Annotated in this window: 14 protein-coding genes; 5 read left to right on the top strand and 9 right to left on the bottom strand. The window is 41.6% G+C overall.

Features of this window, described 5'->3' with window-relative positions; genetic code table 11:
• Positions 1-92 precede the first annotated feature (92 nt).
• The 4 genes from C900_RS16705 to C900_RS16690 are packed head-to-tail and all read right to left on the bottom strand — an operon-like array spanning position 93 to position 4217.
• Positions 93-791 carry an N-formylglutamate amidohydrolase gene (locus tag C900_RS16705; RefSeq protein WP_040496962.1) on the bottom strand — a complete coding sequence of 233 codons (699 nt, stop codon included), beginning with the start codon at positions 789-791 and terminating at the stop codon, positions 93-95.
• Positions 770-2032: a carboxylate-amine ligase gene (locus C900_RS16700; RefSeq protein WP_009581262.1), complete on the bottom strand. Its 1263-nt coding sequence runs from the start codon at positions 2030-2032 to the stop codon at positions 770-772. The genes C900_RS16705 and C900_RS16700 overlap by 22 nt, the downstream gene beginning before the upstream one ends.
• The gene (locus tag C900_RS16695) at positions 2029-3474 is read right to left on the bottom strand and encodes a RimK family protein (protein WP_009581261.1); all 1446 of its coding nucleotides are present in this window, start codon (positions 3472-3474) and stop codon (positions 2029-2031) included. The genes C900_RS16700 and C900_RS16695 overlap by 4 nt, the downstream gene beginning before the upstream one ends.
• Positions 3474-4217: a hypothetical protein gene (locus C900_RS16690; RefSeq protein ID WP_009581260.1), complete on the bottom strand. Its 744-nt coding sequence runs from the start codon at positions 4215-4217 to the stop codon at positions 3474-3476. The genes C900_RS16695 and C900_RS16690 overlap by 1 nt, the downstream gene beginning before the upstream one ends.
• Before the next feature lie 66 nt (positions 4218-4283).
• On the opposite strand from C900_RS16690, the gene C900_RS16685 reads away from it, so the two are divergent.
• A complete protein-coding gene (locus C900_RS16685) occupies positions 4284-4853 on the top strand; it encodes an RNA polymerase sigma factor (protein WP_009581259.1) in 570 nt (189 codons plus the stop codon).
• Between the two features lie 356 nt (positions 4854-5209).
• Here C900_RS16685 and C900_RS28575 read toward each other — a convergent pair whose 3' ends face one another.
• Positions 5210-6019: an RMD1 family protein gene (locus C900_RS28575; RefSeq protein ID WP_009581258.1), complete on the bottom strand. Its 810-nt coding sequence runs from the start codon at positions 6017-6019 to the stop codon at positions 5210-5212.
• A gap of 97 nt (positions 6020-6116) precedes the next feature.
• Here C900_RS28575 and C900_RS29965 point away from each other — a divergent pair, with 97 nt between their 5' ends.
• Both C900_RS29965 and C900_RS16675 read left to right on the top strand, forming a co-directional pair.
• Complete coding sequence (locus tag C900_RS29965; protein WP_009581256.1) at positions 6117-6266, top strand: hypothetical protein; 150 nt, start codon at positions 6117-6119, stop codon at positions 6264-6266.
• Entirely contained in the window at positions 6263-6763 is a 501-nt protein-coding gene (locus tag C900_RS16675; RefSeq protein WP_009581255.1) for a PepSY-like domain-containing protein, read from the top strand. Before C900_RS29965 ends, C900_RS16675 begins: the two co-directional genes overlap by 4 nt.
• 23 nt (positions 6764-6786) lie before the next feature.
• On the opposite strand, the gene C900_RS16670 is transcribed toward C900_RS16675, so the two are convergent.
• The 3 genes from C900_RS16670 to C900_RS28570 are packed head-to-tail and all read right to left on the bottom strand — an operon-like array spanning position 6787 to position 11440.
• On the bottom strand, positions 6787-9186 hold the full coding sequence (locus C900_RS16670) for a hybrid sensor histidine kinase/response regulator (protein ID WP_009581254.1): 2400 nt from the start codon (positions 9184-9186) through the stop codon (positions 6787-6789).
• 6 nt (positions 9187-9192) lie between these two features.
• Positions 9193-9621 (bottom strand): response regulator, encoded by a 429-nt coding sequence (locus tag C900_RS16665; protein WP_009581253.1) that lies wholly within the window; start codon positions 9619-9621, stop codon positions 9193-9195.
• A 4-nt stretch (positions 9622-9625) separates the two neighbouring features.
• Positions 9626-11440, bottom strand: coding sequence for a PAS domain-containing sensor histidine kinase (locus C900_RS28570; RefSeq protein ID WP_009581252.1), 1815 nt, complete (start codon positions 11438-11440; stop codon positions 9626-9628).
• 469 nt (positions 11441-11909) lie between these two features.
• Between C900_RS28570 and C900_RS16655 the strand changes: the two genes are divergently transcribed.
• Positions 11910-12311 (top strand): transposase, encoded by a 402-nt coding sequence (locus tag C900_RS16655; RefSeq protein ID WP_245558448.1) that lies wholly within the window; start codon positions 11910-11912, stop codon positions 12309-12311.
• Between the two features lie 464 nt (positions 12312-12775).
• Here the strand turns inward: C900_RS16655 and C900_RS16650 are convergent, their stop codons facing one another.
• On the bottom strand, positions 12776-14641 hold the full coding sequence (locus C900_RS16650) for a TIGR04086 family membrane protein (RefSeq protein ID WP_009581249.1): 1866 nt from the start codon (positions 14639-14641) through the stop codon (positions 12776-12778).
• Between the two features lie 189 nt (positions 14642-14830).
• On the opposite strand from C900_RS16650, the gene C900_RS16645 reads away from it, so the two are divergent.
• Positions 14831-15661, top strand: a complete 831-nt coding sequence (locus C900_RS16645) for a hypothetical protein (protein WP_009581248.1) — start codon at positions 14831-14833, stop codon at positions 15659-15661.
• Positions 15662-15663: the final 2 nt, after the last annotated feature.

The raw sequence follows: 15663 nt of genomic DNA, 5'->3' as shown, positions 1-15663 counted from the left end.
AGTCTATGGGCGTCTAATCCCACTACAAATTATTAACGCTTAATAATTTACAGGGATCTTGCAACCAAAATTGTGTGTAAAATTTCCACAACTCACCTGTAGATAAATGGGGACAGTGAATACACCAGAGCTTCTTTGATCTGTTTCATCTCCGGGGTGTCATTGTGCTTTTGATTGATCTCCAGCTCGATGCCGAGGTAGTCATTTTCCTGAAACTTCGTTCTGAGGTAGGTGGTAAATCCATCGTCAGCGCCATTATATGGGCAATTAAGCATAATCACGGACTCAGTTAATTCGGCATTAAGCCGTAGTTTCCATTCTTCGCAAAACCGCTTTTCAGCCAGCCTGGCATCATCATACAAAAGGCCGATGTCTACCGTTCTGATTATACCATTGAGCACCGGGGTAAAGGTATGCACGGAAAGATGCAACACCGGGCTACCCTGATTGATATACTCAGCAATTTTTTGTTCTACCTCAGTCCTGTACGGGTAGTAGTATTTTTCAAGCAGGTGGTCCTTAAGCCGTTGTTCGATGTTAGTTGTAAACTCTGAAAACAGTTCTTTATTGTATAATGAACGGTTCATTTCGATCAAGAGACGAGATGCCTTTTGAATAAAAAGCGGAGCTTCCAGTTGCCTTGCCAGATACTTCGCAAGATTCAGTGCACCGGGGTCCCACCCACGGTGTGACATCAAAATTGTATCAGCCCCTGCAAACATGAACCGATAATCTTTGGGGATATAGTTTCCTGCGTGTTCGCAGGTAATTAAGATCTTTCTTCCATGCATAGACCAAACATTTCGTTGTACATTAGACAATCCGCCAATTCACGATACACCATGGTAATATTTTCAGGGGTATATATGCCCCCAAGAGTTCTCACTATCCTGCTTGCGAGTGTACCATGCTCCAGTATGGTATTAATTTGTGGCAGCCATGGTTTTATTTCTTCCGGATAATATTTGCTGACCAAATTCAGAAGATGCCTCCAGACCTCTACTGCTTTCAATGGTGCATGAGCTCCGACACCAAACATGGCCATATAATCCAAATTATCAATTAGGGCATGTTCTGCATCTTTGATGGTTTTTTGAAAGATCTGATGCAGGGGATCAACCTCCCATGCCTGCTGATCATGAAAGGATACGAGTTTCTCATCAACGAGCACTTTCAGCACACCGATGATCAATGCCACAATAGCCATATCCGCCCGCGGACATTCCTGAATATCCAGAATCCTTATCTCGATGGAGCCTCGGTCGAATCGGGCAATTGCCCCTCTCGAATTAAGCCATACCGGCTGCAGAATGTTATTAGGATCATGAGGAGTAATGTCGTGGATAATCCGATCGTAGATCATCTTATGATATTGTCTCTTCGAAAATGCTCTTTCAGGTATCACCTTTCCTGTAAGTGAAGGAATGATCCGCTGGTTTTTCTGATAATAATCGAGCCGTTTGTCCAAAAATCCCGTATTTCTACCACTGAGAACCGGGGAACTCGCTCCAATAGCAGGCAATAACGGAAGTATTATTCTAATGGCAGCATGAAGTCGGGCAAACTCCTCATCGTCATAAAACGGGAGATTGAGGTGCGTGCTCTGCAAGTTAGACCAGCCATGTCCGCGACAGTTAAATATCCTGTTATAAGTCTCATATATCTCATTGTTATCATGGGGCCAAAGGAAAGTATCTCTATCCGGGTCCATCAATGGATGAGCCGCCGTTGGGAGTAACCTGGCATCGAAAGAGGCAAGTTCTTTGTTGATAGACCGAATGTCTTTGCTGAACTGATCAGCCAGTTCTACCAGGCCCTTTTCAGGCCTGGTACTTTTCAGCTCCACTACATGTAGCACAAGTTCATTGCACCAGCTCACCTTGCCCCTTTCTATCTCACTGGTATACTTGCCTGATATTTTTTTAAATAATTCATCTGTAACCGGTTTAATGGCCAATGAATCTTTATGTACGATCATGTACTCCAGCTCTATACCATAGCCCTGGAACAGGTGTAGTCTTGAATTATTCATCGTTTTTGAAGCCTCTCGATAAATGTCTCCATTACCTTGGTGTAAAGGCCGTTTTTAATCACTCTATCCTCGACCCCTGCATCAATGTTCGGGTTGTCATTAATTTCAATTACATAAAACTTTCCATTAATCTCTTTTATATCCACCCCATATAAGCCCGAGCCTATCAGGGCTGTAGCCTTCAAAGCTGTGTCTATTAAAGCTTTGGGAGCATCCGCTACAGCAATGGTTTCGCTCTTCCCCTCCCGGTGCTGACCATTTTTCTTCCAGTCTACGATCTGCCAGTGGTTTTGTGCCATATAATATTTACATACATATAGGGGCTGTTTATTGATGACCCCTACTCGCCAGTCGTAAGCTGTTGGCACAAATTCCTGCACAATAAGGAGTTCCGATTTCTGAAACAGGTCTTTTAGTGTCTCACGAAGTTGCTGTTCATCGGAAACTTTCTTCACGCCTTTTGAAAAAGAACCATCAGGCTGCTTGATTACCATCGGATAATTAAAATCGGCAGGTATTTGCTGATAGTCCTTTCTGATAATGTGTGACTTGGGCACTGCTATTTTATTGGCAACCAATAATTCGTGTAAATAAACCTTGTTAGTGCATTTTAGAATGGAATTGGAGTCATCTATCACTACCAGACCCTCCGCTTCAGCCTTTTTGGCAAAACGGTAGGTGTAATGGTTCACATTTGTGGTCTCCCGTATGAACAAAGCATCAAACTGTACCAGCTTACCGAAATCGTTTTTGGTAATCGCTTCGGTATTGAAACCAAGTTTATCGGCTGCTGCTATAAACTTCTGCAAAGCTTTGGCGTTTGATGGAGGGGTGGGATCATCGGGGCTAACCATTAATGCCAGATCATATTTCTTTCTGCTATATTTTTTCCTGACCACTTTTTTTCCTGAAATATAATAGTAAAGCGCCTCCTGTAGCTTTTTAATGTTTGCTTCATCAAGGTCTTTGAGGTGTAAAGGCTTTAACCCCTGAAGTTGCCATTTATCTTTTCTCATGAAGGTGGCCTGAATGATGGGTATCTGAAAAAGGTTGAACAACAAAACTCCCAACCTGGAAAATTGAGAGTTTTCAACCTGACCAAACATGATGTTGATGATAACTTTACTATCCTGCTGTGTTTTTAAGCTGTTTTGTATCAAAGTGTCGAACTCCTCGGCATCGTCCTTTATCAGCGAGGGAAACCGGAAGTCCTGTAATGTAGATATCTCAGGTAAAACCTTATGCCCCCTGGCCTCTGCCAGCAAAGAAACATAATACCCCAGACTCTGATATTGGTGTGAACGGCAAAGGTTAACGATCTTAAAGGCTTTTGACTCCTGGTATTCAGGTTTACTAAAATACTCTGAAGGAGATACTACCTCTACCCCTTCAAATTTAAGGTTCCATTTTTCCGGAGTTTCTGTTATAATAATTTTCGGCATTACTTTTTAGGGTATATAATTAATAAATTGGCATCATAGGTCATGACGCCCAACATTATTGAGTTTATAAGCTTCTGAAAGCTCACTTTGTAGTATTGCTTTTCACTAATAGGATTTGGATCTAAAGGGTCAGCTATATAAGCCATCCGTTGCTTCTGGTTAAACCCATTGATAATTACAAAATGACCTGTAGCCAATCCGTTGATATCATCGTATCGCACTACAAATTCACCTGTTCCGGTAATGAACTCTCCGGTTTCGCGAGGGCTTTCATACAAGTAAGTTGCGCTAAGTCCTGTTAAGATCGGGATCTTCTTTGTCAGAAAATATTTGATCAGCGCCGGGGTCAATTCTTCAAACTTCAGTTGCCCTCCATTGGCCAAAAACTGCAGATAACCGCTGGTTGCCACTTGTAGTCTGTGGTCGCCCTGCTTCACAGCCAACTGTTGCTTCAACTTAGCCTCAAAGTCGACCTTCTGCTTGAACCAGGAGGGGTCGAAAGTGCTGAGGTTATAGGTATAAATAGTGGTGTTATAGCCTCTTTTTAAAGCATGATTAGCGAGCAACACCGCGATGGTCCCTCCTGAGGAAAGCTGCTTTACCTCGCTGATCACCTGCTTTAGCGGTATATCATCTTTATAGTATTGGTATACGCCATGTAAGCAGGTGGGTCCGCAGGTAACATCGTCAGGTTGCGCCTTAATGTTTAAATCCAGCACCTTTTCTTTGGTTTTTAACAGCATCTTTGCCTAATTTTCAAATCCACTGTTTTGACGCGGTTAGGTTAAAAAGTCACCTTTATTTTTTTGATGATCGATAAAAATATACCGGACGAAGAGCTTGTACTTCTATTGCAGGAAGATTCAAACCTGCGATATTTTTCAGTGCTGACACAGCGACATGAAAAATACATACTAAAGAAGTGCAAGAGTTATGTAAAAGACGAAGATGTTGCCGAAGACCTATGCCAGGAGATACTGATAAAGCTTTTTTTAAAAATAAAAACATTCAAGGGAGAGGCCCGTTTTTCCACGTGGCTCTTTGCTATTATACATAATACATGTATGGACCATTTACGAAGAAATAAGAAAAATGTGCGACAGGTGATCACCGAAAAAATGGCCGATGAAGTATCAGAGATGATCGATGGTGTGGATGACATCCCGGAAGAGCTATCGGTAAAGATCCTGGAGGAGCTTTTGGAAGAAATATCTCCCGATGAAAAAATGATCCTCTTGCTAAAGTACAAGGAGAAACACCCCATAAAGGATATTCAGCTAACGTTGGGTCTTTCGGAAAGTGCCGTAAAAATGCGGTTAAAAAGAGCCAAGGATAAGGTAAATAAGCTGTATCAGAAATACAAATCAGCCAAAAAATAACCTGGGGTCAAATCTGGCTGTAAACCCACATTTAGCAGTGATATTAAGCTAATGCCAGTGTGTAGAATGCAAAGGCTTGCCACGGGGAGGAGTAGAAGCGATCCCCTCTTAATGCACGCCAAGAAAGAGGGGATTGTCGCAATTGGTTACCAATGACAAGATGACATCTTATTGCTCAGTTTGTACTTTTGCGTCTATTTTGACTTTTCATAGCATATGTCTTATTTTTTTGTCTTGGACACAAAAAAGTAACAAAATATCATCGGTCTCAAACAGTGAGGTTTACACAGTGTACGTTTTTACAATGTGCAGATAAAAACAGGGTTTGATCTGGATAAAGCATGCTTGACACAACACTAGAGCACCTTTGTAAGAAAAGTGTCGATTACCTCTACAAAGATGAGGATGATAATGATCCATTCCAGCTTACTACTCTCCTTTTGATGATATAGCTCCATATACGTGTCCAGGTTAGCCTCTACAATGTTAAATGTATTTTCGATGGACCTATACCTGGGGCCAAGGTCGAAATGCCTGGAAAGTGTGGTATGCACTTTGTCAAGGTATTCATTATTCCATGTTACCGGAGGCGCATCAAATATATATAGGTTCTCGGCAATCTTGTTTTTGGTGTTCAGCGCCTTACCTATAAATCTTAAAATGTTCTTTCTGCTAATCTTCAGTTTTCCCTGTTCCTCCATTTGGCTGGTAAATTGTCTTACATGGGCAAGCAGGTCCTGAGACACTTCGTCATAATATATCAGTGCTACGCTTTGCGCCAGGTTGAGCATGATGATCTTAATAGTTTCCTCATTGATCAGTTTTAGTGACAGGCTGTTGAACTGAATATTAATTTCATCAGAATCACTTCTTATCAGCCCGAAGGTATCATGGAACAACGATGCTTTTCTGGTACCGGGAAAAAGCTGCTTGAGTACCGAATCAATTTCTTGTACAGAGAGGTGGTAAAAAACGATAACCCCATAGTTGAAGATAAAGACATACTTCCCCGGAAACGGCTCAAAAAAGATATCGCTCTTACTTTCAGATATTATTTTATAGCAATTTTTTTCCCTACATTGTCGAATGTCAATATTATCTTTTAAATGCCATGCCTGTATCACCAACTCTTTGCGGTCCATTGTTGTTTTAATGGTATCTATCATAAACTTTTGACGAAAGATGAGCCATAAGGTCACTTGATCTTAACTACTACTGACCGTGACTTTTGTTAATTTTTTCGTCTAATTAAAAAATAATGCTATGAAAAAGGTAAGATTAATGTCCGCCCCCTCAGCTCCTGCCGATGCTGAAAGCTATGAGCCGCTGGAGACTGCTGTGATCAGCGAAATAAAAAAGACCAGTGTTACAAAGACCAGGAAAAAAAGGAAAGGCGATCGCAAAGCAAAATGAAAACGTCATTGATTGCAGTATTTTGCTTTTGCTCCACTATCATTTTCGCTCAGCCAAATGTGCCACAGCGGGTTGTGAGCAACTTCAACGCCAAATTTCCTGCGGCTCAGAGCTTACGGTGGTCAGCAGAGAGCGAATCAAAGAACTATATTGCCAGCTTTTATATGCAGGATCTGGAAAAGCGGGCATGTTTTGATGATAAGGGCATTTGGCTATATACTTCCACCATGCTGGATGATAGGGAATTGCCCGAAAATGTTGCTGATGAGATCAGTAACAACTATATAAATGCTATTGTTCTTTTCAGCGAATATCGGATTACACACAAAGGCGATAAAGTTTACATTATAAAAATACAGACAGAAAATGACGATTTCCTTCTGGATGAAGAAGAACAAGATGATGCTGTAGAGAATGAAAGAGGCCCTGCCTACCTGCTTACTTTTGATCCGGAAGGAAAGCTGATAACAGTAAAAGAAGTAATTAATATACCCTAAGTATAAAGTATATATTGAAGATTTTAACTTCCTACCTCACTTTGTAATTCTTCTATAGCACGCTTGTGCAGTATTTCTGACCGGTTGATCAGATCAAGGAATTTTTGTTCGTCAATATTTTGATGATGGCAGTCTATCTCCAAGGTTTCCATATTTTTATGCAGTGCAGAGGCCCCCACCACAGAGCATGACGATTTCATTTTATGGCAGACGCTCTGCAGGCTTTTCCAGTCTTTTTGTTCAAAGTATGTCTTGATCTCATCAATCACTTTCGGAGTTTCTTTGATGAAAATATTGATGATGTTATTGACCATTGCAGAGTTCTTTCCGGAAAGAGCATGAAGATGCCCCAGGTTTATCACCGGCCCTTCATCCACAGGCTCCTCTTGTTGGTCTTGTTTCTCCTGAGGAGTCGTCTTCTGCTCCACGGTTTCCCCTTCCAGGTGCTCCTCATTATTCCTCACCAGTGTCGCTACCTTTCGCGCCAGCTCCTCTACCTGAAATGGCTTGGAAATATAGTCGTCCATGCCCGCATCCAGGCATTTTTGCACCTCTGATTTTAATGCATGGGCAGTAATAGCCATGATAGGAATTTGAGACAGCGGTGGATCAAAATCATTTCGGATCTTAAGTGTCGCCTGATATCCATCCATTTCAGGCATCTGAATATCCATTAACACAATGTCGTACTTATTTTCCCTTAGCTTTTCAAGTGCTACTATCCCATTTTCTGCGATATCGAGAGCCCAACCGAGATCTTCAAAAATAAACTTGGCCAGTTCCTGATTGATCTCATTATCCTCGGCCATAAGCACTTTAACGCCTTTCAGATTACCGATCTCTTCGAAGCCACTCGTATCTTCCTGCTCAATGACCTTTTCAGGACATTGGCTTATTTCAAATGGCAGATCAATAGTAAAGGTAGCTCCCTCTCCCAGTTGACTCTGAACGGATATCTCTCCTTGCTGTAGTTCTACAATTGTTTTTACAATGGTCAACCCAAGCCCTGTACCACCATACTTTCTGGTGGTATCACTGCTGGCCTGAGTAAAGCTATCAAAGATGGATTCAAGCTTGTCTGATGGAATACCAATACCTGTATCCTGCACTGAGAATCGGATAAGCGCTTTGTCGCTGTCTTTTTTAAGTTTCTCCACCTTTAGCTTCACATGTCCTTTTTCAGTAAATTTTATAGCATTATTAATGAGGTTTACCAATACCTGGTTTAAACGAACCGGATCCCCAACCAAATGATGTGGAACATCTTTACCTATCTCATGAAGTAGTTTGATATCCTTCTCCACAACTTTGTGTTTGAAAAGATGCAGCACATTACTGACAACTTGTGGCAGAATAAAATCAACATTCTCAAGTTCAAATTTCCCGGATTCAATCTTGGAAAAATCCAGGATATCGTTGATGATCACCAGCAGATTTTCCCCGGAGTTATGAATTGCATTAATGTATTTGCGCTGTTCAGGAGTAAATGCGTCTTTTTCTTTTAGCAGCAAATTGGCAAAACCAATAATAGCGTTCATAGGGGTTCTGATCTCATGGCTCATGTTTGCCAGAAACTGCTCCTTTACGCGTCCAGACTCCTCGGCCATTTTTTTAGCTTCTATCAACTCCTGCTCTACCTGCTTGCGCTTATTAATGTCTTGCGTAGTACCTACAAATTTATCATAGCTACCATCTACATCATATTGCATGTAAGAGTGGACGTTGACGTATTTAATGGAATTGTCAGGCATCACGGCCCGAAGATCGAGATTGAAGATATGACCACCATCCATACACATCTTGATTTCAGCTTCTATTTTTGGCCTGTCATCCGGATGGAATAAGTCGGTAAAGTGTTTTACACTCGGAAGGAACGAATCCGTATCTACCTCGAAAATGCGATACATCTCCTCTGACCAATAAGTTTCATCGGTTTTAAAGCTATACTCCCAGTTTCCGATCTTTGCTATCCTCTGAGCCTCCGAAAGCCGAACCTCACTTACCTTTCTTGCTCGTTCTGCTATTTCCTTTTCGCGCTCAATTTCCCTTACTACCGTGGCTGTCTGGATGAGTTTTTTGACATTCATAGGGTTGATCTGATCCTTCACCACATAGTCAGAAGCTCCGGATTTCATCATTTCCACCGCTACTTTCTCATCTCCCTGCGAGGTGATAATAATAATAGGTACTTTAACTCCACTTCTCCGTAAGCGCTTCAACAATGTCAGGCCATCGGTACCGGGTAGAAGATAATCGAGGAAGACACAATCGAATTCTTCCTCCCTGAGCCGGGTCAATGCTTCTTCTGCCTCCGAACATTCTGTAAGAGAAAATTCAAGGTCAGCCTTTTTCAAAGCCCGCTTTAAGGTGATTCTATCCACCTCATCGTCATCTATTACCAGTACCTTTATTTCGCTATCCATTTTTTTTTAAAGCTGTTCACACAGTGTCCAATAATGATTTAATATAGATACAGCCTGCACGAATCGTTCGAAAGAAAGTGGCTTAAGGATATAGCCTGCTACGTTTAAATTATATGCTGCGAATTTGTCACTTTCCTCATCAGATGTGGTCATCACAAAAACGCTAAGGGTCCTCAATTCAGGATCTTCCCGCACTTCCTGTAAAAATTCCAACCCACCCATTTTCGGCATATTAAGGTCAAGTAAAATAACCTTAGGTAAAGGATTAAGCCTCTCTTTTCCACCTGTACCTCTAAGCATTTCCAGAGCCTCCAGACCATTTCTGGCTATGTGTAGTGGGTTGGAGATATGGTTTTTCTTAAAGGCTCTCTGCACATTTTTAATATCCACCTCATCGTCCTCTACCAAAAGAATATGTAAGTACTTTTCACTCATGGTTTTATTTTATTTCATTATTAACTACTGCTTTTGGCAACCTGAAGATAAACCTGGTGCCTTTTCCCTCAGCCGAATCTACTTTAATTGATCCTCCTCTGTCTTCAATGATCTTCTTCACGATGGTCAGGCCAATTCCGGTGCTTTCCACATTATCCCTGGCCTGTAAAGTCTGAAATATTACAAATATTTTTTCGTGATATTCAGGAGCTATACCCGGACCATCATCAGCCACAAAAAATTCGTGCCATTCAGGTAACTCTTTATACCCTATGTCGATCCGGCCCTCGGGTTTATCGTGATATTTTACAGCATTGCTTACCAGATTGGAGAACAACTGCTCCAGGTTTACGCGGGGAAACATGATAACAGGTAATTTGTCGGAGATCTTCACATTAAATTTTTCAGGCACCATCAGCGAGTCTACCAGATCCTTTACCAGTTTATGGGTATCAATTTCTTCATATACAATGTCGCCACGGCTCACCCTGGAGTAGGCCAAAATGCCGTTGATAAGGCTCTCCATCCGATGTACCCTTATGCGTAAAAGCTTTAGATTATCCTTCACATCATCATTTTCCACCTCCTCAAGATCTTCTTCTATCCATTCTGAAAGATTAGTGATGGCACGGAGAGGCGCCTTGAGATCATGAGAAATTATGTAGGCAAACTGGTTAAGCTCCCTGTTGATCTTCTCAAGCTCTTTGGCATTTTTCTTGAGTTTTTGCTTCGATATCTTGTTGTCCGTTACATCCAGTGCCAGGCCGATATATTCCTTCTTTTCCGGTTGCCCTTCAAATACATAATTTTCAAAATACCGGTTTTGTGTAGCACTGGCAAAATGTAGGTATTCGTTTTTATCTTTTTGTGCAGATATTTTCTCTACCAGGCTGGAAAGTCCTTCGGCAATGCTCAGTTTTATGATTTTACTTTTCTTGAAATCCGTTTTTAGCTTTGGGGCGCCTAGTAAGATATCCAGTTTTTTATTTCCATAGTATTTATAGATTACCACCGGCATTTTGGAGGTAATGGCATTCAGGATACTGGTTTTTTCCTTTATTTCTATTTCACTGGTTTTCTTTTCGGTGATATCCGTGGAAATCCCGAAAGTACCAATTAGTTCATTGGCCTGATTGTAAAGTGGCATTTTGGTGGACGCCACCCAGGTAATATGCCCATCCGGCCAGGTTTCTTTCTCTTCCTGGTTGAGCATCGGCCGGCCGGTTTGCATGATCCGCCTTTCATCATCAAAAGCTTGCTCGGCATGCTCATCTGTAAAAAGATCAAAGTCTGATTTTCCAATGATATCTTCTCTCGAGAGCCCGAATTTCTTTTCAAAAGCTTTATTAATTTTTAAGAATCGGCTTAACCTGTCTTTAAAATAAATACTGCCGGGAAAATGCTCCATTAATGCATTCAACAAAACAATGTCATCAGCGCTATGCGGTAACTCTACCAGTTGCCCATGTTGACAGGCGGGCTCTCCGTCTGCTGCGGGTATGAGGCTGGCATGGTAGTTAACCAAAACATATGCATCCCTTATTCTGAAACGCACCTTCATCTCCAGCTTCGCCTCCTCCCCATTTACTAAACTTTGTTCCCTTTCCTGGTACAATATCAGATCATCTGGGTGTATAAAGTCATGAAGGTTCTTATATAGCAGTTCCCCTTCTTCAAACTTCAATAAACGGCAGAACAGGATATTAGCCTGCAGAATCTCGCCTGCAGATGAGAGCAAAACCATCCCGGTAGGCGCATGATCAAATATCGATTTAAAATTCAGCGAATGTGTCTGTTTGCCTCTTGTCGTTTCCTTCATTTAAAAAAATAGACCAGGACGTCAGGTTCCTGAGTGAGTTTAAAATTTTCAATAAACCGGCTACGAATTCTATTGATCAGCTCACACTTCTGGTGCACATTACTACATGAACAACAAAAATAAAGCCCAGGTTAAGATTAGTTAGTTATGCGAAATAATATACGAGTTATTTTTTCAATCACAAAAAGATCTACAACTACGTTAGTTTAAAAAATTAAGGGCTGGTCCCCTTTGCCATTATCGGTTAACAGCCTAAGCTACTGAAAAATTCCTGGCATGCATAATACTTCTGAGTTAAAATATCGAAAAAGGTACAGGCAAGCACTAGTACCTCAAAGATACCAAGGCCACCCGTTGTTCGTAGTCTACCGCAGGGACTACGAACTCCTCAATAGCCACCGGTGTCTGTGACACGGCATTAGGTAGCAAATCTCTATTATTTCAAATATTCATTGCTTATCTTCATCAAATGTCTAGTGGCTATAAAATAAGAAACCAGTCGGGTATTCATTTTCTTTCTTTTGCAGTAGTTGAATGGGTTGACGTCTTTACCCGAAGAGCCTATTGTGAGATTATTGTTGATCGCTTAAATCATTGTATACAGAAAAAAGGTCTGGTTGTATATGCATGGGTGATTATGAGCAATCATTTGCATTTAATTGTATCAGCCAAAGATGATAACCTTTCCGATGTACTCCGTGATTTTAAGAAGTTTACTGCCCGAGAGATCATAAAGTCAATCAATAACGATAATATCGGAAGTCGAAAGAATTGGATGTTATGGCTTTTCCGTTCGGCAGGCGCAAAGAACAAAAGAAATAAAGATTATCAATTTACCGATAGTAATCGGTACAGGCTGGCGCCAGGATAACCATCCAGAGGAATTAGAAACTAATAATTTTAAGGATCAAAAGTTAGATTATATTCATACGAACTCAGTTCAGACTGGTATAGTAGATGACCCGGAGCATTACAGGTGGTCAAGCGCGAGGGACTATGCCGGTATGAAAGGGCTGGTTGAGATTGAGATGTTGTAAATAAAAGTAGCTTTAATTTCACCGTGTCACAGACCACTCATGGCCATTTAAAATCCTTAGTCGCCCTGCGGTAAGACTAAGGATAACGGAGCCTGCTTTACTAAGCCTGTGAGGATTAGTAAAGCTTTTCGGCTATGAAAGGCAAGCTTTACCAAACTCTTAAAGTTTAGTAAAGCACGAAAATTAGAATAACAAAAATGACTACGTAGTGGTCTAACACGTGAAGTCTTTGCCGCAAAGACACCAATGCGCAAGAAAGCACAACACTTTGTGCCTTGGTGCCTTCGTGGCAAATCCATCACACCTTACTCAAACCGAACTTCTTGAGCACAAAATTGATGGACCCAACACCCAGATAGCCGCCAATAAGGCTGATAATAAACACACTGAAGACATTGAGCAGAATATCAGGGGCAAAATCGACTATGCCGAAAACGATAATGGCCCAATACAGCACCATCCCAGTGAAAAATCCGGTGAATATTTTCCATTTTTTCGCTTTATCGCCTTCATGGAAATAGGAGATGAACCCTCCCACCAGGCCACCTACTATGCTGGCTATGATAATAAGTACCGGCCAGGTAACGGTTATCGTATTGTTATTCGCATACAAGTTACTGGACACCGCCCTTACCTTGGCCGTACCGATAAAACTTTTGGGTGCAAACTCTGCCTTATCTTCAAATTTATTAGGCTGAATGGTGATCAACTGCGGACTGATCTCTCCTCCACCCTGACTGATCTCCAGGCTCACCTCCCACGGCGTTTTCACTGTTAGAGCCGCACTATCTTCATCAAGAAGCCTGACCAATATCTTTGATTTCTCCAGAAAATTGATCGAAGGCGGGCTGCTGACGCACTGGATATATGTGACCGGTGGCACAAATTTTACCTTTACATCGTTGACTACTTCTATATCAGGGTTGGCGACAACCTGAAGTGTTACATCCTCCTGGTCTTTGCTTACGAGTTTCACAATACCAGGCTCGTCCCCTTTCACTACCAGTTGGGGAGGGTAGACCCTGCCATAGCTGGGGATAATATTGAGCCTTACACCCTCGGGATACCAACCCTCGCGGTCGAAAAGAAAGAAGCTGACCTCAGCACTGTCTTTACCATTGGCCTTAAAGCTGCGGCTCTGGCTGTAAGCTTCGATATAAACATTATTGTCAGGCTGATAATTAGCCAGCCACACTCTGAAGCTCCGCGGTTTGGGTACAAACATGCCATAGCGTGGCATCACCTTAATGAACAAGGAGCCGGAATACAGCTCTGGATGCACAGCCAAAAGTTCAAGTACGCCTTCTTCCTGTAAGACAATTGTGGTTTCTCTTAGAGACTGCCCCCTATCAAAATGAACGGTCTCCAATGGATCTCCCTTCTTTCTACTGTTAAACAACTGAATTTCCAATGCTTTGGGCGCTCCCGCGTACTCGTTGTTATCATTATAAAGGCCAATACTTACCGGCACAGTGTCGCCCTGCTGGTAAACTCTCTTCTTCATGTTCAATTGCAGCACTATTTTGGTGGGTATTCGCTTCCTTATCTTCATTAGAGAATCCTGCCTTACCTGAACTTTCACCGGCAGCTCAATATTTCTTGGCCTCATCTTTTGGCTCACCTGCTGCTGAACCAGCTCCTGGTTGTCAACATCGGCTATAATATGAAAAGCAAGGTTGGACGTGCCGCTGGCTCGGTCGGCAGACTTACTTGTCATGATCAGTTGGTTATGGTTATAATTCATCACCACCGGCATACGCACTTCCTTTTCAGAAACTGAGGTATCATCATATTCAAACCGGCCTACCAGAGTGTGTGTAGTACCCTCCTTTTCATCAGCAGCTTCTTCAACACGCTCTATCTTGAATTTTGATGGTATCGTTTTCCGGGCAACCGATTGGTTATTCTGATACTGAAGTGTATCAATCTTTTGAGGATTGAGGTTGATGTAACCGCTTGAAAGCCTTCCATTAATGAAATTAAACTCCCCTTCTTCAACTCCAATAATTCCGTAGCTTAAAGAATCTTCGCCATACCAGATGCCTTCACTGGCCTGTTTGTCTATCACGACCTGTAGATTCTCCTCAGCAGCCTTTTCCTGAGCACACCCTGTTTGCAAGAGCAGGAGTATAGCTACACCCCCACTAAAAAAGTTGGTTTTCATGGCTGATTAGTTGGTTTTAAACTCAATTTAATCAATTATAGCCATTTCTTAAAGTCAAAAGAAGACACAAAATTACATCCGCTATTCGATAAATAAATTGCCGCAGGTATGCACTTCATTAATTCATAATATATCTTGATTTTCTCAATTTTTTATTAGAACTTTACTTCCATTAACCTTAAATCACCAATGAAGCTCACCTTTTCTATTCTCCTATTCATAGTAGCAATTGCTACCGTTCACGCACAGGATAAGATCTATAAAAAAGACAAGACCATTATCGATTGTAAGATCACAGAAATTGGTATTAATGAAATCAAATATAAAATACCCGATAAAGAACTCGATGACTCTCCCGTGATCGCTATTGCTGTTACTGATGTGGTGAGAGTTCTACTCAGCAGTGGTCGGGAAATAGAGTTTAAAGATCCACTGACAGACCCCATCTCCTATGTGGATGACAGGAAACAGGCATTAAAGTTTCATTTTTTATCACCACTTGCAGAGCACCTGGGCTTTTCCTATGAAAAAAGTATCAGGCCGGGCAGAAGTTTTGAAACTGGCCTGGGCATAATAGGTGCCGGATTTAACTCCGACAGTTATGTAAAGAGTAGTGGCGCTTATATATCTTCCGGTTATAAATTTATGAAAACACCGGATTTCTACGCACAAAGGATGAAATACGCTCATATCCTGAAAGGCAGCTATGTGAAGCCACAGGTTTTGCTTTCCATCTATCACAATGAGATGAAGGATGTGGGATACCCACAGCAAAACATAGAACAGGACATCGTGGCTGGAGCTTTGATCATCAACCTTGGCAAGCAGATTATCTATGACAATTTTTTCCTGATCGACTATTCCGTGGGACTTGGTTATGGATTCAGCAATCAAAAAGAACGCAGAGGGTTTAATGATTATGACAGGTTCCGGGTCTACCACTACGGCTTTATTGTTGGTGAAAGGAATTCACCTATAGCTGCCACTGCCAAGTTAAAGATTGGAATACTGATCAAGTAATT

Source organism: Fulvivirga imtechensis AK7 (genome assembly GCF_000331535.1).
GTDB lineage: Bacteria > Bacteroidota > Bacteroidia > Cytophagales > Cyclobacteriaceae > Fulvivirga > Fulvivirga imtechensis.
This window is presented reverse-complemented; position numbering and strand designations above follow the sequence as displayed.